This is a genomic window from Mycolicibacter icosiumassiliensis (assembly GCF_900078685.2).
Classification (GTDB): Bacteria; Actinomycetota; Actinomycetes; order Mycobacteriales; family Mycobacteriaceae; genus Mycobacterium; species Mycobacterium icosiumassiliensis.
Map to the genome: position 1 here is coordinate 2,581,367 of NZ_LT546166.1, position 23,171 is coordinate 2,604,537.

16 protein-coding genes and 5 pseudogenes are annotated in these 23,171 nt (G+C 68.3%); 14 read left to right on the top strand and 7 right to left on the bottom strand.

What is annotated here, in order from left to right; all coding sequences use genetic code 11:
* The first annotated feature begins 51 nt into the window (after positions 1-51).
* The 10 genes and pseudogenes from carA (at position 52) to metK (ending at position 11,391) form a co-directional block, all read left to right on the top strand.
* On the top strand, positions 52-1,176 hold the full coding sequence (gene carA / locus BN4346_RS36410; protein ID WP_067973190.1) for a glutamine-hydrolyzing carbamoyl-phosphate synthase small subunit: 1,125 nt from the start codon (positions 52-54) through the stop codon (positions 1,174-1,176).
* On the top strand, positions 1,176-4,517 hold the full coding sequence (carB, locus tag BN4346_RS36415) for a carbamoyl-phosphate synthase large subunit (RefSeq protein ID WP_067972938.1): 3,342 nt from the start codon (positions 1,176-1,178) through the stop codon (positions 4,515-4,517). Before carA ends, carB begins: the two co-directional genes overlap by 1 nt.
* Positions 4,518-4,519: 2 nt before the next feature.
* Positions 4,520-5,161, top strand: a pseudogene (gene pyrF / locus BN4346_RS36420) (orotidine-5'-phosphate decarboxylase); the annotation flags it as partial.
* A 181-nt stretch (positions 5,162-5,342) separates the two neighbouring features.
* A complete protein-coding gene (gene mihF / locus BN4346_RS36425) occupies positions 5,343-5,660 on the top strand; it encodes an integration host factor, actinobacterial type (RefSeq protein WP_003932123.1) in 318 nt (105 codons plus the stop codon).
* Positions 5,661-5,667: 7 nt separating this feature from the next.
* Positions 5,668-6,270, top strand: a complete 603-nt coding sequence (gene gmk, locus BN4346_RS36430; protein ID WP_067972940.1) for a guanylate kinase — start codon at positions 5,668-5,670, stop codon at positions 6,268-6,270.
* 67 nt (positions 6,271-6,337) lie between these two features.
* Positions 6,338-6,658, top strand: a complete 321-nt coding sequence (rpoZ, locus tag BN4346_RS36435; RefSeq protein ID WP_067972944.1) for a DNA-directed RNA polymerase subunit omega — start codon at positions 6,338-6,340, stop codon at positions 6,656-6,658.
* A 28-nt stretch (positions 6,659-6,686) separates the two neighbouring features.
* A complete protein-coding gene (gene coaBC / locus BN4346_RS36440) occupies positions 6,687-7,934 on the top strand; it encodes a bifunctional phosphopantothenoylcysteine decarboxylase/phosphopantothenate--cysteine ligase CoaBC (RefSeq protein WP_067972947.1) in 1,248 nt (415 codons plus the stop codon).
* Positions 7,935-8,017: 83 nt separating this feature from the next.
* Positions 8,018-9,366: pseudogene (hpnE, locus tag BN4346_RS36445) on the top strand (hydroxysqualene dehydroxylase HpnE).
* Between the two features lie 26 nt (positions 9,367-9,392).
* A complete protein-coding gene (locus tag BN4346_RS36450; RefSeq protein ID WP_067973193.1) occupies positions 9,393-9,977 on the top strand; it encodes a TetR/AcrR family transcriptional regulator in 585 nt (194 codons plus the stop codon).
* Between the two features lie 202 nt (positions 9,978-10,179).
* Positions 10,180-11,391, top strand: a complete 1,212-nt coding sequence (metK, locus tag BN4346_RS36455; RefSeq protein WP_067972950.1) for a methionine adenosyltransferase — start codon at positions 10,180-10,182, stop codon at positions 11,389-11,391.
* A 79-nt stretch (positions 11,392-11,470) separates the two neighbouring features.
* Here the strand turns inward: metK and BN4346_RS36460 are convergent.
* The 3 genes and pseudogenes from BN4346_RS36460 to BN4346_RS36470 form a co-directional block, all read right to left on the bottom strand.
* Positions 11,471-12,973 (bottom strand): annotated as a pseudogene (locus BN4346_RS36460) (flavin-containing monooxygenase).
* Positions 12,974-13,003: 30 nt separating this feature from the next.
* Positions 13,004-13,390, bottom strand: a complete 387-nt coding sequence (locus tag BN4346_RS36465; RefSeq protein ID WP_067972953.1) for a VOC family protein — start codon at positions 13,388-13,390, stop codon at positions 13,004-13,006.
* Positions 13,391-13,394: 4 nt separating this feature from the next.
* Positions 13,395-14,324: an alpha/beta hydrolase gene (locus tag BN4346_RS36470; RefSeq protein WP_067972956.1), complete on the bottom strand. Its 930-nt coding sequence runs from the start codon at positions 14,322-14,324 to the stop codon at positions 13,395-13,397.
* Here BN4346_RS36470 and BN4346_RS36475 point away from each other — a divergent pair.
* Positions 14,323-15,042 (top strand): lysoplasmalogenase, encoded by a 720-nt coding sequence (locus BN4346_RS36475; RefSeq protein WP_208863289.1) that lies wholly within the window; start codon positions 14,323-14,325, stop codon positions 15,040-15,042. The two genes, BN4346_RS36470 and BN4346_RS36475, sit on opposite strands and share 2 nt — an antisense overlap.
* A 23-nt stretch (positions 15,043-15,065) precedes the next feature.
* On the opposite strand, the gene BN4346_RS36480 is transcribed toward BN4346_RS36475, so the two are convergent.
* Positions 15,066-16,424, bottom strand: coding sequence for a DUF4226 domain-containing protein (locus BN4346_RS36480; RefSeq protein ID WP_067972962.1), 1,359 nt, complete (start codon positions 16,422-16,424; stop codon positions 15,066-15,068).
* Between the two features lie 170 nt (positions 16,425-16,594).
* On the opposite strand from BN4346_RS36480, the gene BN4346_RS36485 reads away from it, so the two are divergent.
* Positions 16,595-18,538 carry a primosomal protein N' gene (locus tag BN4346_RS36485; protein WP_067973196.1) on the top strand — a complete coding sequence of 648 codons (1,944 nt, stop codon included), beginning with the start codon at positions 16,595-16,597 and terminating at the stop codon, positions 18,536-18,538.
* A gap of 13 nt (positions 18,539-18,551) precedes the next feature.
* Here BN4346_RS36485 and BN4346_RS36490 read toward each other — a convergent pair whose 3' ends face one another.
* The 3 genes and pseudogenes from BN4346_RS36490 to BN4346_RS36500 all read right to left on the bottom strand — a co-directional run bounded on the left by BN4346_RS36490 (position 18,552) and on the right by BN4346_RS36500 (position 21,230).
* The gene (locus tag BN4346_RS36490) at positions 18,552-19,418 is read right to left on the bottom strand and encodes a universal stress protein (protein ID WP_154677599.1); all 867 of its coding nucleotides are present in this window, start codon (positions 19,416-19,418) and stop codon (positions 18,552-18,554) included.
* 8 nt (positions 19,419-19,426) lie between these two features.
* Entirely contained in the window at positions 19,427-20,410 is a 984-nt protein-coding gene (locus BN4346_RS36495) for an Acg family FMN-binding oxidoreductase (protein ID WP_067972968.1), read from the bottom strand.
* Positions 20,411-20,520: 110 nt separating this feature from the next.
* Positions 20,521-21,230, bottom strand: a pseudogene (locus BN4346_RS36500) (DUF732 domain-containing protein).
* Positions 21,231-21,803: 573 nt separating this feature from the next.
* Between BN4346_RS36500 and BN4346_RS36505 the strand changes: the two are divergent.
* Together BN4346_RS36505 and BN4346_RS36510 are read left to right on the top strand one after the other, a co-directional pair.
* Positions 21,804-21,989 (top strand): annotated as a pseudogene (locus BN4346_RS36505) (hypothetical protein); the annotation flags it as partial.
* Between the two features lie 274 nt (positions 21,990-22,263).
* Positions 22,264-23,145, top strand: a complete 882-nt coding sequence (locus BN4346_RS36510) for a universal stress protein (RefSeq protein WP_067972977.1) — start codon at positions 22,264-22,266, stop codon at positions 23,143-23,145.
* The last annotated feature ends 26 nt before the right edge of the window (positions 23,146-23,171 follow it).

Sequence of the window (23,171 nt, forward strand, 5' to 3'; positions counted from 1 at the left end):
ACGGAAGCGCCGCGACGATGCAGAGCGCAGCGATGAGGAGGAGTGGCGCAATTGAGTAACGCACGAGCGGTGCTGGTTCTCGAGGACGGCCGGACGTTCACCGGAACACCGTTCGGGGCCGTGGGACAGACCCTGGGTGAGGCGGTGTTCTCCACCGGGATGTCCGGCTACCAGGAGACCCTGACCGACCCCAGTTACCACCGGCAGATCGTGGTGGCCACCGCACCACAGATCGGCAACACCGGCTGGAACCACGAGGACGGGGAGAGCCGCGAGGAAAAGATCTGGGTGGCGGGCTATGTGGTGCGCGACCCGTCGCCGCGAGCCTCGAACTGGCGAGCCACGACAACACTGGATGACGAGCTGGTCCGCCAGGGCATCGTCGGGATCGCCGGTGTCGATACCCGAACCATCGTGCGCCACCTGCGCAATCACGGCTCGATGAAGGCCGGGGTGTTCTCCGGTGACGCGCTGGCATCGCCGGAGGAGTTGGTGACCCGGGTTCGCGAGCAGCCGTCGATGCTCGGCGCTGACCTCGCCGGCCAGGTCAGCACCGACGCGGGATACGTAGTGGAACCCGAGGGCGCACACCGATTCACCATCGCGGCGCTGGACCTGGGCATCAAGACCAACACACCGCGTAACTTCTCGCGCCGGGGAATCCGCAGCCACGTGCTGCCGTCGTCGGTGGATTTCGCGCAGATCGCCGAGTTGAAGCCCGACGGGGTGTTCCTGTCCAACGGGCCCGGGGACCCGGCCACCGCCGAGGCGATGGTGGCGTTGACCCGTGAGGTGCTCGGTGCCGGAATCCCGCTGTTCGGAATCTGTTTCGGCAACCAGATCCTGGGCCGGGCGCTGGGCCTGAGCACCTACAAGATGACGTTCGGCCACCGCGGCATCAACATCCCGGTGATCGACCACGCCACCGGCCGGGTCGCGGTGACCGCGCAGAACCACGGCTTCGCCCTGGAAGGCGAAGCGGGCCAGCGCTTTGACACCGACTTCGGCCCGGCCGTGGTCAGCCACACCTGCGCCAATGACGGAGTCGTCGAGGGCGTCAAGCTCGCCGACGGCCGGGCGTTCTCGGTGCAGTACCACCCGGAAGCCGCGGCCGGACCGCACGACGCGGAATACCTGTTCGACCAGTTCGTCGACCTGATGGCAGGGGAGAAGTAATGCCGCGCCGTAGTGACCTGCGCCATGTTCTGGTGATCGGCTCCGGGCCGATCGTGATCGGACAGGCCTGTGAATTCGACTACTCGGGAACCCAGGCCTGCCGGGTGCTCAAGGCCGAGGGCCTGCAGGTGAGCCTGGTCAACTCCAATCCGGCCACCATCATGACCGACCCCGAATACGCCGACAACACCTACGTCGAGCCCATCACCTGGGAGTTCGTCGAAAAGGTGCTCGCGCAGCAGGCCGAGCGCGGCAACAAGGTCGACGCCCTGCTGGCCACCCTGGGCGGGCAGACCGCACTGAACACCGCGGTGGCGCTGCACGAGCACGGGGTGCTCGAGCGGTACGGGGTGGAGCTGATCGGCGCCGACTTCGAGGCGATCCAGCGCGGCGAGGACCGCCAGCAGTTCAAGGACATCGTCGCCAAGGTCGGCGGCGAGTCGGCGCGTTCCCGGGTCTGCTACACCATGGCCGAGGTCACCGAGACCGTCGCCGAACTCGGTCTGCCCGTCGTCGTTCGGCCCTCCTTCACCATGGGCGGCCTGGGATCTGGGCTGGCGGCCAGCCTCGATGAGGTCGAGCGGATGGCCGGTGACGGCCTGGCCGCCTCGCCGACCGCCAACGTCTTGATCGAGGAATCCATCTACGGGTGGAAAGAATTCGAGCTCGAGTTGATGCGCGACGGCAACGACAACGTCGTCGTGGTCTGCTCGATCGAGAACGTCGACCCGATGGGCGTGCACACCGGCGACTCGGTCACGGTCGCCCCGGCGATGACGCTGACCGACCGCGAATACCAGCGGATGCGTGATCTGGGGATCGCGATCCTGCGCGAAGTCGGGGTGGACACCGGCGGCTGCAACATCCAATTCGCGGTCAACCCCCACGACGGCCGACTCATCGTGATCGAGATGAACCCGCGGGTGTCGCGATCCAGTGCGCTGGCGTCGAAGGCGACCGGCTTCCCGATCGCCAAGATCGCCGCCAAGCTGGCCATCGGCTACACCCTCGACGAGATCATCAACGACATCACCAAAGAAACCCCGGCCTGCTTCGAACCCGCGTTGGACTACGTCGTGGTCAAGGCACCGCGCTTCGCGTTCGAGAAGTTCCCCGGCGCCGACCCGCGGCTGACCACCACCATGAAATCGGTGGGCGAAGCGATGTCGTTGGGCCGCAACTTCATCGAATCGCTCGGCAAGGTGATGCGCTCGCTGGAGACCGATCGCGCCGGGTTCTGGACCAAACCCGATCCTGAAGGCACTGCCGACGACGCGCTGGACCGGCTGCGGGTCCCCACCGAGGGTCGGCTCTACGACATCGAGCTGGCGCTGCGGCTCGGTGCGAGTGTGGAGGCGGTCGCCGAGGCCTCCGGGGTAGACCCGTGGTTCGTCGAGCAGATCAACGGCCTGGTGGCACTGCGCACCGAGGTCGTCGACACCCCGGTGCTGGACGCGGATCTGCTGCGCCGGTGCAAGTACAGCGGCCTGTCGGATCATCAGATCGCGGTGTTGCGCCCGGAGCTGGCCGGCGAGGACGGGGTGCGGCTGCTGCGGAACCGGCTGGGCATCCACCCGGTGTTCAAGACCGTCGATACCTGCGCGGCGGAATTCGAATCCAAGACGCCGTACCACTACAGCACGTTCGAGCTTGACCCCGCCGCCGAAACCGAGGTGGCCGCCCAGGACGCCAAGCCCAAGGTGCTCATCCTGGGGTCGGGGCCCAACCGGATCGGCCAGGGTATCGAGTTCGACTACAGCTGCGTGCATGCCGCGATCACCTTGAGCCAGGCCGGGTTCGAGACGGTGATGATCAACTGCAACCCCGAGACGGTGTCCACCGACTACGACACCGCGGACCGGCTTTACTTCGAACCGTTGACGTTCGAGGACGTGCTCGAGGTCTACTACGCCGAGCAGCAGTCCGGGCAGGGCGGGCCCGGGGTGGTCGGTGTGATCGTGCAGTTGGGTGGGCAGACCCCGCTGCGGCTGGCCCAGCGGCTGGCCGACGCCGGGGTGCCGATCGTCGGCACCAGCCCCGAAGCCATCGATCTGGCCGAGGACCGCGGCGCGTTCGGCGACGTGCTGACCACCGCCGGGCTGCCGGCACCGCGGTACGGCACCGCCACGACCTTCGAGCAGGCCAAGCGGATCGCCGCCGACATCGGCTATCCGGTCCTGGTGCGTCCGTCGTATGTGCTGGGCGGGCGCGGCATGGAGATCGTCTACGACGAAGAGACCCTGCACGGCTACATCACCCGGGCCACCCAGCTCTCACCGGAGCATCCGGTGCTGGTCGACCGGTTCCTGGAAGACGCCATCGAGATCGACGTCGACGCGCTCTGCGACGGCACCGAGGTTTACATCGGCGGCATCATGGAGCACATCGAGGAGGCCGGCATCCACTCCGGTGACTCGGCATGCGCACTGCCGCCGGTGACGCTGGGGCGCAGCGACATCGAAAAGGTGCGGCGTGCCACCGAGGCCATCGCCCACGGCGTCGGGGTGGTGGGGCTGCTCAATGTGCAGTTCGCCCTCAAAGACGACGTGCTCTACGTGCTGGAAGCCAATCCGCGAGCCAGCCGCACCGTCCCGTTCGTGTCCAAGGCCACCGCGGTGCCGCTGGCCAAGGCCTGCGCGCGCGTCATGCTGGGCACCACCATCGCCGAGCTGCGGGCGGAGGGCCTGTTGGCCGCCGCGGGGGACGGGGCCACCGTCGGCCCGAACGCCCCGATCGCGGTCAAAGAGGCGGTGCTGCCGTTCCACCGCTTCCGTCGCGCGGACGGCTCCGGCATCGATTCGCTGCTGGGCCCGGAGATGAAGTCCACCGGTGAGGTGATGGGCATTGACCGCGACTTCGGCACCGCGTTCGCCAAGAGCCAGACCGCGGCCTACGGATCGCTGCCGGCTCAAGGCACGGTGTTTGTGTCGGTGGCCAACCACGACAAGCGGTCGCTGGTGTTTCCGGTCAAACGGCTCGCGGACTTGGGTTTCCGGGTCCTGGCCACCGAGGGGACCGCGGAAATGCTGCGCCGCAACGGCATTCCGTGCGATGTGGTGCGCAAGAACTTCGAGGAGCCGAGTCCTGATCGTCCGGCCCTGACCGCGGTGGACGCTATTCGGGCCGGTGAGGTGGACCTGGTGATCAACACCCCGTACGGCAACTCCGGCCCACGGGTGGACGGCTACGAGATCCGTTCCGCGGCGGTCGGTGTGAACATCCCCTGCATCACCACCGTCCAGGGTGCGGCCGCGGCGGTGCAGGGCATCGAGGCCGGCATCCGGGGCGATATCGGGGTGCGTTCCCTGCAGGAACTGCACAGCACCCTCGGCGGGCAGTAGTGATACCGGGGTTCGGCGCGCGCCTGGCCGACGCCATGGCGGCCCGCGGGCCGCTGTGTCTGGGCATCGACCCGCACCCCGAACTGCTGGCGGCATGGGGCCTGCCCGCGACACCGGACGGGCTAGCCGCCTTCAGTGAGACGTGCGCGACGGCGTTCGCCGGGTTCGCCGTCGTCAAGCCTCAGGTGGCGTTCTTCGAGGCGTACGGGTCGGCCGGCTTCGCCGTGCTGGAGCGCACCATCGCGGCGCTGCGGGAGGCCGGGGTGCTGGTGCTGGCCGACGCCAAGCGCGGCGACATCGGCTCCACGATGGCCGCCTACGCGGCCGCCTGGGCCGGTGACTCGCCGCTGGCCGCCGATGCGGTCACCGCCTCGCCCTACCTGGGCTTCGGGTCACTGCAGCCGCTGCTGGAGACCGCCGCCGCGCATCGGCGGGGTGTGTTCGTGCTGGCGGCCACCTCAAACCCGGAGGGCGCGAGCGTGCAGCGCGCCCGGGGCGGGGACGGCCGGACCGTGGCGCAGGCGATCGTCGACGCGGCCGCGCAGGCCAATCGGGCCGAGACGGCGGCGGGCCTGGGCTCGATCGGGGTCGTGGTGGGTGCCACGCTGCGCGAGGTGCCCGATCTGAGCGAGCTGGGCGGGCCGGCGGACTCGGGTTGGACAGCGCCGCGCCCAGACCCCATACGCTGGGCATTTGTAGCCGTAAACGGGGGGGTGGGGTTAGATTTCGTCAGACGGCGTGGGTACGGTCGTCGTCTCTGGCCGAAGTACCTGGCCGGGACAAGGAAAACATCGACGTTGTCGATGATGACGAGACGGAGGAATCGTGGCCCTTCCCCAGTTGACCGACGAGCAGCGCGCCGCCGCGTTGGAGAAGGCGGCGGCCGCGCGTCGGGCCCGAGCCGAGCTCAAGGACCGGCTGAAGCGTGGCGGCACCAATCTCAAGCAGGTGCTCAAGGACGCCGAGACCGACGAGGTTCTTGGCAAGATGAAGGTGTCTGCGCTGCTGGAGGCGTTGCCGAAGGTCGGCAAGGTCAAGGCGCAGGAGATCATGACCGAGCTGGAGATCGCCCCCACCCGCCGGCTGCGCGGCCTGGGCGACCGGCAGCGCAAGGCGCTGCTGGAGAAGTTCGACTTCTCCTGACCCGGCAGTGAATACCGGTGGAGGGCCGGGCAGCGGAAACGCAGGACGCGTTGTGGTGCTGTCCGGCCCATCCGCGGTCGGGAAGTCGAGCGTGGTCCGGTGCCTGCGAGAGCGGGTACCGGACCTGTATTTCAGTGTGTCGGCCACCACCCGGGCGCCCAGGCCCGGGGAGGTGGACGGCGTCGACTACCGATTTGTTTCGCCGGCGGAGTTCGACCGGCTAGTCGAGAAAAATGAGCTGCTGGAGTGGGCCGATATTCACGGCGGCCTGCAGCGTTCAGGTACTCCGGCGGCCCCCGTCGTAGCCGCCACCCGCTCTGGTCGGCCCGTTCTGATCGAGGTCGACCTGGCCGGGGCCCGGGCGATCAAGAAAGCCCTGCCGGAGGCTGTCACGGTGTTTCTGGCCCCGCCGGACTGGGAGACGTTGCAGGCCAGACTGGCCGGTCGCGGCACCGAATCCGCAGAGGTCATGCAACGCCGATTGGCCACCGCACGCACCGAGTTGGCGGCGCAGGGAGACTTCGACGCCGTCGTGGTCAACGGTCGATTGGAAACAGCCTGCTCAGAATTGGTATCCTTGCTGGTGGATACCGCACCGGGCGCGGTCTGATTTACCCGGACGACAACCAACAGGCGTGACCCGCCCCCAGCCAAAGAGCTTCAGGAGATTGTCTTAAGTGAGTACCTCGCAGACCGACTCGGCCGTGGTGACCGACGCCGACGAGTTCGACCCGGCGTCGATCGGTGGTTACGACACGCCCCTCGGCATCACCAACCCACCCATCGACGAGCTGCTGCAGCGGGCGTCGAGCAAGTACGCGCTGGTGATCTACGCGGCCAAGCGGGCGCGCCAGATCAACGACTACTACAACCAGCTCGGTGAGGGCATCCTCGAATACGTCGGGCCGCTGGTCGAGCCCGGCCTGCAGGAGAAGCCGCTGTCGATCGCCTTGCGCGAAATCCACGGCGACCTGCTCGAATACACCGAAGGCGAGTAGCCGGAGCCGGGCAGGACGGGTCATACCGGTGGGCCAGAAGCGGGTCGTCGTCGGTGTCTCCGGGGGCATCGCCGCATACAAGGCGTGCACCGTGGTCCGACAGCTGGCCGAGGCCGGCCATTCGGTTCGTGTCGTCCCGACCGAGTCCGCCCTGCGGTTCGTCGGGGCCGCCACCTTCGAGGCGCTCTCGGGCCAGCCGGTCGACACCGGGGTCTTCGACGACGTACCCCGCGTCCCGCATGTGGCGATCGGCCAGCAGGCCGACTTGGTGGTGGTGGCACCGGCCACCGCCGATCTGTTAGCCCGCGCCGTCGCCGGTCGCGCCGACGATCTGCTGACCGCCACCCTGCTCACCGCCCGCTGTCCGGTGCTGTTCGCCCCGGCCATGCACACCGAGATGTGGCAGCATCCGGCCACCGTCGCCAATGTGGCGACGTTGCGGGAACGCGGCGCGGTCGTCCTCGAGCCCGCATCGGGCCGGTTGACCGGCGCCGACACCGGACCCGGCCGGCTGCCCGAGGCTGAGGAGATCAACACCTTCGCGTCGCTGCTGCTGGAGCGGGCCGACGCGTTGCCGCACGACCTGGCCGGGCAGAAGGTCCTGGTGACCGCGGGCGGCACCCGTGAGCCGATCGACCCGGTCCGCTTCATCGGCAACCGCAGTTCGGGCAAGCAGGGCTACGCGGTGGCCCGGGTGGCGGCGCAGCGCGGCGCCGAGGTCACCCTGATCGCCGCCCACACCGCGGGCCTGATCGATCCGGCTGGCGTCCACGTCGTTCACGTCAGCTCGGCCCAGCAACTGCACGACGCGGTGTCCAAACACGCCCCCGAGGCGCACGTGCTGGTGATGGCTGCGGCCGTCGCCGACTTCCGCCCGGTGCGGGTGGCGCAGGCCAAGATCAAGAAGAGCCCGGGCGATGAACAGGCGCCGACCATCGATCTCATCCGCAACGAGGACGTGCTGGCCGGCGCGGTACGTGCCCGCACCGACGGGCAGCTGCCCAATATGCGGGCCATCGTCGGCTTCGCCGCAGAGACCGGCGACGAGAACGGCGACGTGCTGTTCCATGCCCGGGCGAAACTGCGCCGCAAGGGATGTGACCTGTTGGTGGTCAACGCGGTCGGAGACGGCCGAGCGTTCGAGGTCGACCACAACGACGGGTGGCTGCTGGCCGCCGACGGTACCGAGTCCGCCCTGGAGTCAGGCTCGAAGACGTTGATGGCCAGCCGCATCGTGGACGCGATTGTGGCGTTCCTGGGCACCGACCGCGGATAACGCGGCGCACTCCATCGGATCGTTGACCGCTCGTCCTCCCCGGACTAACTTTCAGTTCGTAAGTTAGCCGGGAGGGGTTGGGCATGGACGATCGTCGCTACGTGGTGATCGGGGGCGGCCTGGCTGGGCTGGCCGCAGCGGTCTGGCTGGCCGAAGCCGGCAAGAAAGTGACGTTGCTGGAGCGGCGCGGGCGGCTCGGCGGACGCACCCAGGCGATGCAGGTGCCTGGGATAGCGGACCTTGCGGACAACGGCCAGCATGTGATCGCCAGCGGCTACGATCACCTATTTCGGTACCTGACCAGTGTCGGAACCCGATCGATGGTCGAATTTCCGACCGGCGGAACGCTGCGCTGGCCCGGCGGGGCCACCACCACCTTTGGCTGTCGGGGCTGGATGCCGTTGCGGCCGCGGTTCCCGACGCGAGCCTGCTCGACCGACTGCGGACCGCGGCGGCGACGGTGCGCCTGACCGCTGAGGCGTTGTTTCAACCCGCCGATCTGTCCGATCTGAGCACCGACCAGTGGCTTCGCCGCGTCGGGATGCCCGCCCGGGCCCGCGAGGCGGTGTGGGACTGGCTGGCGCTGGGCATCGCCGCCGAGCCGGTGGACCGGGGTTCGGCGAAAGTCTTTGCCGACGTCCTGGCCACCGGAATCCGACTCGGGCTGCGTCACCGCAGCGCGGTGACCATCGGTTATCCCACCACCGATCTGGACACGCTCTATATCTCCGGCGCGCTCGCCGTCTTCGACCGGTGTGGTGTGGACGTGCGCTACCGCGCAGTGGCCCGGCGAATCGTGGTGGAAGACAATAGCGTTCGTGCCGTGCAGTTGGCCGATGGCACTGAGCTGGCGGCCGACGCGGTGGTGTGCGCGGTGCCCAACTCGAACATCGCCGGCCTCCTGGACGACCTGCCCGAGCACGCTGAAATTTACGCAGCCGCAGAAAAACTGCACTACACACCGATCGTGAGCACCAACCTCTACCTGGACCGGCCGTTGGGCACCGAGGCGGCGATGGAATCGGTGATCGGCGGCACGGGCGTCATCGACGAGGTGTTCGACCGGCAGCGGATGCAGCGCCGCGATCCGAACGGCGCCTGGCTGTATTGCCTGACCACCAGCGGCGCCTACGAACAGATTCACCGGTCCAACGAGCAGATCGTGGCCGAGCAGCTGGACCTGCTGCGCCGCTACTATCCGGCCGCGGCCGAGGCCAATGTGGTGGCCGTGCAGGTGGTCAAAATGCCCAAAGCCACCTTTTCGCAGGTGGTGGGCACCGATGGGCTGCGCCCGGATCAGCGCACGTCGGTGCCGAGCCTGGTGCTCGCCGGCGACTGGACCCGTACCGACTGGTCGGCGACCATGGAGAGCGCCGCGCAGAGCGCGGCCCGCGCGGTGCAGTTGCTGCTCGAGCTGCCGGCATCCAGGTGAGTGCCCAACCGGAGCCGAAGCGGCGGATGTCGGCACAAGCGCGGCGGATGCAGTTACTCGACCACGCCCGCGACATCGTCGCCGCCGAGGGTTTCGCCGCGGTCACCATCGAACGGGTGGCCCGCGCGGCGCAGGTCACCCGGACGGTGGTGTACCAGAACTTCGGCGACCTGGCCGGCCTGATGACGGCGCTGCTGGACCGCGAATCCGCGATTGCCTTCGCCGGAATGCGCAGCGTCGAGGGTCCGCTCGGCGACGACCCGGATGCGCTGGGCCGCGGCATCCTGGCGTATCTGCATGCGGCGCCCACCAGTTGGCGCATCATCCTCGGCCCGCCCGCCGGCGCTCCGCCGCAGTTGGGGGCCCGCACCGAAGCGGGCCGTCGCTATGCCCGAACCATCGCCGCCAGGCGGCTCTCTCGGTTGGCGGGCCACCCGATCGATGCTGACGGTGTGACGACACGGCTGTTGTTGTCGGCCCTGGAAGAACTGGCCTTGCTCCATCTCACCGACCCGGGAGCCCACCCGGACGAATTGGTGCTGAGCTATCTGCGGTCGTTGGTCGGCTGGGCGGTCCTGGTCGAGACGTCGGCACCGGCGACAGGGCGGTAGAGTGGGCGGTCGCAGGGCCGAGTCGTTCTCAGATTCTCGTCGTGGGGGATGCTGTCGAGAATCTTCTGGACGTGGGGCCAGCACCGCCATAACCCGGCCCATGGCACGGGGGATAGGCACCGGGCTGCCAGGCTCTCCCGAGGACCGCACGGCTATATTAGCCCGAGCTAACTTTTGGATCGATTACCCGGAAGGCGACATTGTGAGCGAAAAGGGACGGCTGTTCACCAGTGAGTCGGTGACCGAGGGCCACCCCGACAAGATCTGTGACGCCATCAGCGATTCGGTGCTCGACGCACTGCTCGCCGATGACCCCCGTTCACGTGTTGCGGTGGAAACCCTGGTCACCACCGGCCAGGTGCACGTGGTCGGTGAGGTGACGACCAATGCCCGCGAAGCGTTCGCCAACATCACCAATACGGTGCGCGAGCGCATCCTGGAGATCGGCTACGACTCCTCGGACAAGGGCTTTGACGGTGCGTCCTGTGGCGTCAATATCGGGATTGGCGCGCAGTCACCCGACATCGCCCAGGGCGTCGACACCGCGCACGAGGCCCGTGTCGAGGGTGCAGCTGACCCGCTGGACTCCCAGGGTGCCGGCGACCAGGGCCTGATGTTCGGCTACGCGATCGCCGACACCCCGGAGCTGATGCCGTTGCCCATCGCGCTGGCCCACCGGCTCTCCCGGCGGCTGACCGAGGTCCGCAAGAACGGCACGCTGGACTACCTGCGCCCGGACGGCAAGACCCAGGTCACCATCGAGTACGAGGATGACGTTCCGACCCGGTTGGACACCGTGGTGATCTCCACCCAGCACGCCGAGGGCATTGACCTGGTCAACACCCTGGACCCCGATCTGCGCGAGCACGTCATCAAAACCGTGCTGGCCGAGCTCGCCCACGAGACCCTGGATTCCTCGTCGACTCGCGTGCTGATCAACCCGACCGGCAACTTCGTCGTCGGCGGCCCGATGGGTGACGCCGGCCTGACCGGTCGCAAGATCATCGTCGACACCTACGGCGGCTGGGCTCGCCACGGCGGCGGCGCCTTCTCCGGCAAGGACCCGTCGAAGGTGGACCGTTCGGCCGCGTACGCGATGCGCTGGGTGGCCAAGAACATCGTCGCCGCAGGTTTGGCGCAGCGCGTCGAGGTCCAGGTGGCCTACGCCATCGGCAAGGCCGCGCCGGTCGGCCTGTTCATCGAGACCTTCGGCACCGCCACCGTTGATCCGGTCAAGATCGAGAAGATCGTGCCTGAGGTCTTCGACCTGCGTCCGGGTGCGATCGTGCGGGACCTGGACCTGCTGCGCCCGATCTACGCACCGACGGCGGCGTACGGTCACTTCGGCCGGACCGACATCGAACTGCCGTGGGAGCAGCTGGACAAGGTTGACGACCTCAAGCGCGCCATCTAACTCCGCCGAGCAGACACGAAAGCCCCCATTTTCTGGCGAAATTGGGGGCTTTCGTGTCTGCTCGCGCCAGGGGTAACGGCTATGCGCTGAACCGGTAGTCGTCGAGGTCGAAGCGCCGGCTGCGCCAGTAGGCCTCCACCGTGGTGGTGGGCCGCAACGGAACATCACCGTTCTTGTCGAAGTAGTAGCTGTTGGCCGACTTGCAGCTGTCCTGCCAGAACACCTGCCGGTGCCGCTTGCTCATCATCTCGTCGAAGTAGCGGGCGTTGGCCGCCTCGGAGATCTCGATCCGGGTCGCCCCACGGCCGCGGGCGCTCGTCAGGCACCGCACGATGTGGTGGGTCTGCGCTTCGACCAGCGCGAAATACGACGACCCGACGTAACCGTAGGGGCCGAAGACGCTGAACAAGTTGGGAAATCCGGGGATGCTCACCCCCTCGTAAGCCTGCAGCCGATGCTCGTCCCAAAACTGGGCCAGGGTCTGGCCCCCGACCCCGGTGACGGCGAACGTGGGAATGTTGTCGCTGTCCATCACCTTGAACCCGGTGGCCAAGATCAGCACGTCGACCTCGTGGGACGTCCCGTCGGCGGTGACGACGCCGGTGGGGGTGATCCGGTCGATGGGGTCGACCACCAGGTGCACGTTGTCGCGGTTGAACGTCGACAGGTAGGTGTTGTGGAACCCGGGCCGCTTACAGCCGACGGCGTAGCTCGGGGTGAGCTGCCTACGCAGTTCCGGATCGTGCACCTGCCGCCGCAGATATGCTCGTCCGGCCGACTCCATCTGCTTGGCCAGCGGAAACACCGTGAAATATTGCGCCGCGATGGGGAACGTCGCCTCGACGTAGGCCTGACTGGCCAGCCGCTGCAGGGACTTGCCGCCCGGAACCCGCATCGCCCAGCGGATCGGAGCGGCCAGCGGCACATCGAATTTCGGGAAACACCAGATCGGCGTTCGCTGAAAAACGGTGAGCGCGGAAACCTTCGGCGCGATCTCCGGGATCACCTGCACCGCCGAGGCTCCGGTGCCGATCACCGCGACTCGCTTGCCGGTCAGGTCCTGTGAGTGGTCCCAGCGGGCGGTATGGATCGTCACCCCGGCGAAGGTGTCGACACCGGCGATGTCAGGCAGGTTCGGGGTGGTCAGCACCCCGCTGGCGTTGATCAGGTATCGAGCCGTGACTTCACCCGAGGAACCAGCGGGACCAGCGGGTTCGATCTGCACCCGCCACCAGCCGCGTTCTTAGTCGAACTCCGCGGCAAGCACCTTGGTGGCGAACCGGATTCGCGAACGCAGACCGTACTTGTCGACGCAATGCTCGGCGTAGGCCTTCAGCTCGCCGCCAGGCGCGTAGGTGCGCGACCAGTGCGGGCTCTGCTCGAACGAGAACTGGTAGGAGAACGACGGGATGTCCACGGCGATACCGGGATAAGTGTTCCAATGCCAGGTGCCGCCAACCCCGTCGCCGGCTTCGATGATCGAAAAATCCGACATCCCGGCACGGTCCAGGTTGATCGCTGCCCCGATGCCGGAAAATCCGGCGCCGACGATCAGAATCTCGTGGTCGGGTTCCTCGCTCACGGTCTGACCGTAGCGCTCCTGACCGCGGAGCTAGGGCAAATCTCGGGGCTCGAGCCGCCACGGTGGATTGCGGCGGGCCTCACCGGCGTGAAACAGGCACAGCCGGTGGCCGTCGGGATCAAGCAGCCGGGCCTCTCGCCACAGCCACGGCATGTCGGTCGGTGGCTGGGTGAACTCAACCGAACCGCACAACCGCTGGTACTGCTCGTCGAGATCGTCGGCTTCGAAATAGATCGTCACCTGCGCACCGGCCGCCACCTCGCTGACGCGCTCCACCGAAAAGGTGCTGCCCCCGTCCGGGCATTCGAATCGCAGATAGTCACCCGTTTTGACGATCAGCCGCAGCCCCAGCAGCAGGTAGAACCGCTCCGCGCGGTCCAGGTCGGTGCTGCCGATGGTGACTTGGTTCAGCCGCATCGCATCACGCCAGGGCAGCCCGCAACGCCGCCAGCCCGCGGTCGGCGGCCTCGGTGGCTGCCGGGATCACCCCGGCGTACCCCAGGTAACCGTGAACCATGGTTTCGGCGTTGTGCACCTGCACCGGCACTCCCGCGGCGGCCAGCCGTTCGCCGTAACGGATGCCGTCGTCGCGCAATGGATCGTGGCCGGCCACCGAGATGTAGGCCGGCGGCAGGCCGGCCAGATTCGCTGCCCGAGCTGGGGCCAGCATCGCGGGCGGGTTGGACAGATCGAAGTCGTCCCCGACGTAGGCCCGCGTCAATGCGGCGATCGCGGCGCTGTCGATGATCGGCGCGTGGGCGTTCTCGGTGAACGACGGCAGGCTGCCGTCATAGGTGGTGGCCGGGTACCACAGCAGCTGGAAGGCGATCGCCGGTCCACCGCCATCACGGGCGAGCTGGCACACCACCGCGGCCAGGTTGCCGCCGGCCGAGTCGCCAGCCACGGCCAGCCGGGCCGGATCCGTACCGAGCTCGGCGGCGTGTGCCGCCACCCACTCAGTGGCCGCCATCGCGTCCTCGACGGCGGCTGGGAACGGATGCTCGGGGGCCAGCCGGTAGTCCACCGACACCACCACCGCGCCCGCGTCGCCGGCATGCATGCGGGCAGTGCCGTCGTGGGTGTCGAGGTCGCCGGCGACGAAGCCACCGCCGTGGAAGTACACCACCACCGGCGCGGCACCCGATTCGCTGCCCGCCGGTCGGTAGATGCGTATCGGCAGGTCGCCACCCGGTCCGTCGATCACCCGATCCTCGCTGGGCAACTCCGGGTGCACAGGTCGATGGGGCAGGTCGCGCATCGCGCGACGCGCTGCCTCGGCGCCGTCGTCCAGTGTGAGTCGGAACGGGATGGCGTCCAGTACCTTCAGCACTATGGGGTCGATTGCTGGCATAGAAACACCGTACGCAACCCGACGAGTCTTCACCGGCTGGGCTGCGGCGGGATGGCTCGGAGTGGCTTACGGCATCTTCCTGACGGTGGTGGCGTTGCGCTCAGCGCCGGGCGAGGCACTGACCGGGCAATGGGTCGGACAGCCGGCTTTCAAGGCGGCGATGGCGGTGCTGCTGGCCTTCGCCGCGGCCGCACACCCGATCCTGCGCGAAGCGCGCTGGCTGATCCCCGCCCTGATCTTCTCGGCGACCGGCGACTGGTTACTGGCCATCCCGTGGTGGGAACCGTCCTTCGTCGCGGGTCTGGCCGCTTTCCTGGTGGCGCATCTGTGCTTTTTGGGCGCGCTGCTGCCGCTGGCGGTGGTGTCGCGTGGCCGACTGGTCGGAGCGGGCCTGGTCGGGGTGAGCTGCCTGGTGCTGTTGGCGTGGTTCTGGCCTGGCATGGCCCGAGAAGGCATGACGGTGCCGGTGACGGTGTACGTCGGGGTACTCGGCGCGATGGTCTGCGTCGCGTTGCTGGCGAAGCTGCCCACGCCCTGGACCGCGGTCGGCGCGGTGTGCTTTGCAGTGTCGGACGCCATGATCGGAGCCAGCCAGTTCGTCTTGGGCAACGAACTGCTGGCGGTGCCGATCTGGTGGGCCTATGCGGCGGCACAGCTGCTGATCACGGCCGGGTTCTTCTTCGGCCGGTCCGCCACCGAAGAGGCGTCCTCGCACTGAGATTCGCCGTCGGGCCAGATCGGTCAATGCCGGTGATTGCCTGTCCCGGGGCGCAGTAGTTCGGGGTCGAAGGCGGGAAGTCGACGACGGTGCGCAGCGGTCATGTGGTGGTTCGCCAACGCGTCGCCGTGACCCGAAGCGATGTCGCCGATGCTGAACAGCGACTCGCCGCCGGGATCGAAGTAGGAACTGTGGTCGCTCATCGGCAACGTCACACCGTGGGTTTCGGCTTTGAATCGGGTGGACCCGTACCCGTCGGCGGCCGGGTCGACACCCAGCCCGACCGTCGCAGACGTTCCGAGCAGCGGTAGTTGCGGCTCGCCACCGAAACCGGTGACCGGATCCGATGATGCCGCCCCCACATACACGTGCCCTCCCGACGGCAGGTGAAAGTCGTTGGCGCCGTGGGCCAGGTCGGTTCCCGGTGAACCCACGAGCACCACGTCGTCGGCGCGCAACCCTGCCGAGGCCGCCGCGTCGGCCACCGCCGTCGAGCCGTAGGAGTGGCCGATCACGGTGACATGTGAGGCGCCGATGTGCGATGCCACCAGGGCATTGACGTCGGCAGCCAACAGCCGGCCCCCGGCCCGGGCGGCGTCCGGCCCGGCCACCGCCCGATCGAACAGGCTGTCCGGTGCGCGATAACCCATCCACACGATCACCGAATTGGTGCGATCCGGATCGGACCGGACCACTTCGCGATAGATATTGCGCCCGTCCGGATGCGACAGGTAGCCGTCGCGGACGCTGCTGTGTGCGCCAGGCACCAGCACGGTGGTGTTGTCAGCGGTGTCGGGATCACCGATCGCGATCACGGCCCGCCCGCGACCGCCGAACGCTGCCGGTTCATAGCTGAGCAGCAGCACTGGGACCGCACCGTCACCGGCGTTGACCGTGAGCCCGTCGCGGACCCGTAGTGCGTTCTGATAGCGCACCATCTCGGCAGCACTGGGCGCCGAGGTCGCGTCGGTCACCCGGTGAATATCGTCGGCCAGCGCCTGCCGGTTGATCCGGTCGCGCAGCCGGGCCGGTGCACCATAACCGGCACCGATCGACCGCAACCGCGCCGCTTGGAATCGATTGTCGGCGAGGGCATCGCCGACCACCCGGCAGATCTCTCGAGCCTTGGCGGCTAGGAAGAGCTGGAACTGGCGGGCGCCGGCCGGGGTCGCCCACACCGGTGCCCACGAATCGGCCAACGCGTCACGGATCTCGCCGTGGATGGCGTCGAGGTGGCGGCGGCCCGCGCGGACGTGCGCGGCGGCGTCGTGCACCGTGCCGGCCAGCACGCGATCGGTCTGCCCGGCAAACTGCACCCGCGCAGCGAGGTCCGCCTCGCGGCCTCGCACCGCGACCGCGTGGGCCCCGCGCTGTTCGGGCATACCGCAGCAACGTAATTCAGCGCAGGTGGGAGTGCGTCCGCCGATACACAGCCCGCCAGGCCTGTGATCCGCCGTGTGCCGCGGTCGGCGGCGTCTGCTAGACCTGCGTGGTGAGTGTCGACGGCGAACCCGACGAATCGCCCCTCGAGCCCATCGCTCGGGTGTTGCCGATGCTCTCGGTGCCGCACCTGGACCGTGAGTTCGATTATCTCGTCACACCGGAGCAGGCCGAGGATGCCCGGCCCGGGGCGCGGGTGCGGGTGCGCTTTCACGGTCGACTGGTCGACGCGTTCGTTTGGGAGCGTCGCGCCGACACCGACCATGTCGGCCGGCTGGGCCGGTTGGAGCGGGTGATCTCGACCGAACCGGTGCTCACCGGCGAGGTACGTCGACTGGTGGCGGCGGTGGCCGCCCGCTACGCCGGTACTCGGGCCGACGTGCTGCGGCTGGCGGTGCCGCCGCGGCACGCCCGGGTGGAACGCGAAGCGGTGACGCCGCCCGAACCGCCCGTCATCGACCCGGTCGATCCCGCGGGCTGGCAGCGGTACCGGGCGGGCGGATCGTTCCTGGCCGCGTTGGGCGAAGGCCGGGCCGCGCGTGCGGTGTGGCAGGTGCTGCCCGGGGACTCGTGGACCGACCGGTTCGTCGACGCCGCCGCCCAGACGATCCGCGCCGGCCGCACCGCCCTGGCGGTCGTGCCCGACCAGCGAGACGTCGACGCGCTGTGTCATGCCGCGACGGCCCGAATCGACGAGTCGGCGGTCGTGGCGCTGTCCGCCGGATTGGGCCCGGCCACCCGGTACCGGCGCTGGCTGTCGGTGTTGCGTGGCGGGGCACGGCTGGTGATCGGCACGCGCAGCGCGGTGTTCGCCCCGCTGGCCGACCTGGGCCTGGTGATGGTCTGGGATGACGGCGACGACTCCCTCGCCGAGCCGCGGGCGCCTTACCCGCATGCCCGCGAGGTGGCGATGCTGCGAGCGCACCTGGCGGGCTGCGCCGCCCTCATCGGCGGGTACGCCCGCACCGCCGAAGCGCACGCCCTGGTGGGCAGTGGGTGGGCGCATGACGTGGTGGCCCCGCGGGCGGAGTTGCGGACCGCCGCGCCACGGGTGGTCGCCCTGGACGACACCGGATATGCCGAAGAACGCGACGCCGCGGCGCGCAGCGCTCGATTGCCCACCGTCGCCCTGCAGAGTGCGCGCAGCGCACTGGCCTCCGGGGCGCCGGTACTGGTGCAGGTGCCCCGGCGTGGTTATGTGCCGTCGCTGGCCTGTGGGCGCTGCCGCGCGATCGCCCGCTGCCGGCACTGCACCGGACCCCTGTCACTGCCGGAGCGCGGCGGTGCCGCACTGTGCCGCTGGTGCGGCCGGGTCGACCCGACTCTGCGGTGTGCACGCTGCGGGTCGGATGCGGTACGGGCGGTGGTCATCGGAGCCCGGCGGACCGCCGAAGAGCTCGGCCGTGCCTTTCCGGGCACCCCGGTCGTCACCTCCGCCGGTGACACCATCGTCGACCGCATTGAGGACGGCGCAACCCTGGTGATCGCCACTCCCGGCGCCGAACCCCGCGCCCCGCACGGCTACGGGGCAGCGTTGCTGCTGGACAGCTGGGCGCTGCTGGGCCGCCAGGATCTGCGCGCCGCCGAGGACACCCTGCGGCGCTGGATGGGCGCGGCGGCTTTGGTGCGTGACCATGCGTCCGGCGGGCTGGTGACGGTGGTGGCCGAATCGTCGATCCCGACGGTGCAGGCCCTGATCCGCTGGGATCCGGTCGGCCACGCCGACGCCGAGTTGGCCACCCGAGCCGAGGTGGGACTGCCGCCCGCGGTGCACATCGCGGCCCTCGACGGTGATCCGGAGTCGGTGACAACGCTGCTGGAGCAGGCCCGGCTGCCCGACGGCGCTGACCTGCTGGGGCCGGTGCCGCTGCCGCCGGGGGTGCGGCGTCCGGCCGGTGTCCCAGACGAGCTGACCGTTATCCGGATGCTGGTTCGGGTGGGCCGCGATCACGGCTTGCCGCTGGCCATGGCGCTGCGCCACGGCATCGGGGTGCTCAGTGCGCGCGGGTCGAGCCACCCGGTGCGGGTGCAGATCGATCCGCTGCACGTCGGCTAGCGGTGCCGCACCCTCACAACCACCCGGTCCGGCCGCAGGTCAGCACGGTGCAGCCGGCGGCCTCCAGGGGCGCGCGAGCAGCGGCTCCCAGCAGAACATCCAACGGGCCGGGGCGTCGCGGGTCGACGGCGATCAGTTGAATCGGCGTGGCGTTGCGCTGCAGGTGCTCCAGGTAATTCAGCAGTCCGTCGTGGGCGGTGCACAACTCGATATCCAGGTCGGGCTGTTCGCTTCGCCAGCGCGCCACTCGGCGTTCGACGTCCGCGGCGATGCGCTGTTCCAGCGGCGCCGGGGCATCGATCGGCCGGCTGCTGTGGGGGCGGCTCAGGGTGAACACGCGCAGCGGCGCATGACGCAGGCGTGCCTCGGCGACGGCGAGCTCAAGGACACTGGCGCTGGCCGACGAGCCGTCGACGACAGCGAGCGCCAGCCCGGTTCCGCGAGACGCGAGGTGGCGGGTTCGCGGCACGACCGCGACCGGACACTGTGCCGAACCCGCCAGTGCCGCCCCGGTGGAGCCGATGCGGCCGCGTGCCGCGTGTTCGAAGCCGATGGAGCCGACGCAGACCAGGGCCGCAGACCGCGAGGCCTCCAGGAGGGCCGGCACTGGGCGACGATGCACGATCTCGGCTTCGGTTTTGACAGGCTTACCCAGCCGTTCGATCGCTGAAATCGCGCTGCGAACCGTCCTTTCGGCGGTGGCGACTTTAGCCGCCGCATCCGGAGGACTACCGCCGGTCTCGTCGATTGCGTAGAGCAGGGACAACGGGATATCGCGATCGACGGCATCGTCGACGGCCCACATGGCGGCCTGCATCGCGGCGCGTGAACCGTCGAGACCAACGACGACGCGGGGAGATGAGCAGCGTGATCCGTACACAGCGCGTCCTATCCGCCGCGGATGAGCAGCACGTCGTCGAGCGGACGCCGCCGGGTGGGCGGTGGCGGCTCTTCGTTGGCGGGAGCCTGGCCGATCCGGATGAGGATTTGCGGAACGGTGTTGCCGCCCAACAGGGTTTCGACAATGTCCCGCGCGACCTGAACTTCGGTGAGATGGGTCAAAGGGCAGGTAGCCAAGCCCGTCATCGTGCATTCCAGCAGTACCGCGGAGAGCGCCTCGCCAGCCGCCAAAGCGTCGGCGCGGGTATCGGCCCGGGTGGACAGCACCGCAATCGTGGATAGGTCCGCACGGATCTGGGTCCGCCGTTCGGGGTGGTGCGGTGTGGGAAACCGACGGCCGACATCGACTCGCTCGCCTTCGGCGGCCGAAGCTAAGGCGCTGGATGGGATTCCCGCAGACGACTCGAATGGCACTGTCCACCGGTGCAATTCGGCATGGTATGCGGAGTCGTAGAGGCGTAGCGACTCGGTGAATCGTGCGGCCTCTGCCAATCGGGAGCGCGTGCTGTCGGGCAGCACATCCAAGTGCGCATCGTAGTGATCGATGCGGTTGCGCAACACCGGCTCGAATGACTCCCAGTTCGGGGGAGGATTCAACGGCAACCGGTCACTGCGGCGTGCCCAGATGGCCTCCGCACGACGGCGGTGCCCGTCGGTGATGTAGCTCATCGGCGAGAACCGAACCGACGCAAGATGATCAAGATCGTTGGGATTGGGAAACCGATCGACACTGGAGTCGAGGCCGGCTGCGGACATGGCCACTCGTAGGTGATCCAGCGCCGCGCCGCACCCTATGACCGCCTCACGCCCTGCGCTGTCGGACGGCAGCACCCGGCTTGGGTCGAGATACAACTGAAGTTCGTCGGTCTCGAGGACCCATCGCCACGGCTCGATGTTGTGTATCGACGGGGCGCGGCAGGCGGCCCATACCGCATCCTGGATCGTCTTGGCTGCTACGAACGAGGCAGACACCTTCGCCTCCGATCTCTACCTACCTTCCATGGTGGCGCGGCCCCGACGCCGGCGTTAGGGCCGTTAGTACTCACCGGAGGCGGCTTTGGGCCCCGGCCTGGTGGGATGGCTCACCACGGCACGAGCTGGATCATCCCCGGCGGCCGGGGCTGATCTTGCGGGGGCGCTGCCGGGCCGCCGCCGCCCCGGTTCCCGCTGCCGCCACCATCGCCGGCCCCGCCGCCGTCGGTGGCACGGCCCGGCTGCGGGGCTTCGGCAGGAGGTTCGCTGGCGGCGGAAGCGGCGGCTTGGGTTGGGACATGTCGCCCTCGGCCACTGCGCCCACCGGCGAGCCAAGTGACGCCCCGCGCGTTCCGGCTGTGTTGCTGCCCGACATGGTCGTCGTGCGGTAGCTGGCCACGGTGAACCGCGGCGCGGGACTGCTTGATGGTCCAGCGCGGCTGACCATCAGCGAAGCGATCTTGCTTTGATCGCCCGGACAGTAGACCTCGACGGCGGCGGCGATGAATCGGCTCATGGTGGCGGAGAGTCGCGCCGACTGGGCATGCAGGAGCGGGTCCATTTGGAACGCGTCGTTGGTCAACCCGTCCAATATGTTGGTCGCCGGCATGCCGTCATCGAGCTTGCGGCACACCTTATGGCCAGCGGCAACCACCGTCGGAGCGTTCTCGATCGCGGGAATCTGTCTGCTTTGGAGGACGGCGAGAAATTGATCGTCTTGATTCGGATCTGCTGCGGCTGTGCTGATCTGCTGCATTGCAGCGATAGCTAAAGCGGCGGTGATCATGATGCTGGGGTAGGTCGCGCCGCGGATGAACATGAACGGATCTCCGTTCTCTACGGGCCGTGCCCGCCGCCGACCCAGGATGGGGAGGACGCCGCCACCGTTGCCTGCATTGACAATTGACCCCAGATAGACGAAAGCGGGTTGTGGGGCGGTGAGGGTGTCTCTGCCGGGACTGTCTGTGACTCACGTGCATGGTTGCCGGTGCGCACCGGAGAGCAGCATGACTATTACCGATGGCCCAGAATGGCTCCGGTTCTCACGAGGACCTACGCGTCGTTATTTGTGTTTGCTGCAATAGGACATTTGTTGTGCCTCCATTGAAGGGGCGGTGGCTGTCGACTCGGCAGCTGCCGTATTCGAAAGTGATATGTCTATTCCATCACCGGATTTGGCACTGCCGCAAGGGGTCGAAAGTCCGCAACTTGTGGGCCAGCCCTCCAGGCCCGGCGGGCAGGCCGGGGCCGCGGCTTGGGAAGCACGCTGGGCGAGGCGACGAACGTCCCCGGGCAGCGGGGACTTCTGCCCCTTTCGCGATGCGGCATTTGGGCGTGAAGTGACCGGTATCGGTCGTCCAGTAAGAGGAGACGACGCCATGAAGGAACTGCGATGACCGGCGCAGCCGAGGTCAGAAATCGGCAGCCGCGACGGATATTTCTTGATCGCACTGAGGCAGGGCGGGTCTTGGCCGGCCTGCTCGACGCTTATCGGGACCGCGACGACGTCATCGTGCTTGGTCTGGCGCGCGGTGGAATCCCGGTCGCCTGGCAAGTCGCCGCGGCGCCGTCACCGCCGCCGGCGAGTGGGGCGGACCAGCTCAACGGAAGGCATCCCGCGGTCCGCTGGATGCGGTGCGGCTGGGACGGGCCATCGGCGTGATCTATCAACCGGCGACCGGCCGATCAGTTACCCGACCGGTCTCTAGCCGTCGGGGATCGGCCATCGCGCGAAGGGCCAATGGCACCCTGGTTGAGGTCCAACGACTTCTGCGAAACACCCCAGCCCGCAGTAACTTTAACGGTAGCGCCGGCTAGTCGGCCGGCCGATCATTGAGTTGGAGGGCCGAGCGATGTCACAAGTCAGAACGACACCCGGAATCGTGGTGGCTGTAGACGGATCGCCTGAATCCGACGCGGCAGTGGCCTGGGCGACGCACGAGGCGATCATGCGCCAACTACTGCTCACGTTGCTGCATGTAGTGACGCCGTTGGAGAGCGGCTGGCCCCCTGGGCCGGTGGTCGAGGGCATACCCAGCTGGCAGGCCGATGAGGCGAACAAGATCCTGACGCGGGCCCGCAACGTCGTCGACGCCAGCCGGGGCGACGCCTCGCTCGAGGTGCACGCCGAAATGGCCTATGCCCAGGTGGTCTCGACGTTGATCGGCGTCACCAAGGGCAGCTGGCTGACGGTGGTCGGCTCAACCGGTTTGGGGGCGCTCGGCCGCCTGCTACTGGGCTCGGTCAGCACCAGTCTGATCCACCACGGGCACGGCCCGATCGCGGTCATTCGTACCGATCGCGATTGCGCAACAGATGCACCCGTGGTGGTCGGGATCGACGGATCGCCGGTATCAGAGAAAGCAACGGCGCTGGCGTTTGACGAAGCCTCCCGCCGCGGTGTGCCGCTGGTGGCATTGCACGCCTGGAGTGACGTCGGAGTCATGCCGATCCTCACCATGGACCCGCGCGACTACGAAGTCCAGGGACACGAGATTCTCGCCGAACGCCTTGCGGGCTACCAAGAGCAGTATCCGGATGTGGCCGTCGAGCGGCGGGTGGTCTGTGACCAGCCGGCCCGTTGGTTGGTCAAGGCAGCCGAACACGCGCAACTGGTGGTCGTCGGCAGTCACGGCCGCGGCGGATTCACCAGTCAGCTCTTGGGGTCGGTCAGTTCCGCGGTTGTCCAGGCTGCCGGGATTCCGGTGATCGTGGTGCGCCCGGACGCGAAGTGACGGTGGGCCACGGGTTGCGGTCGGTG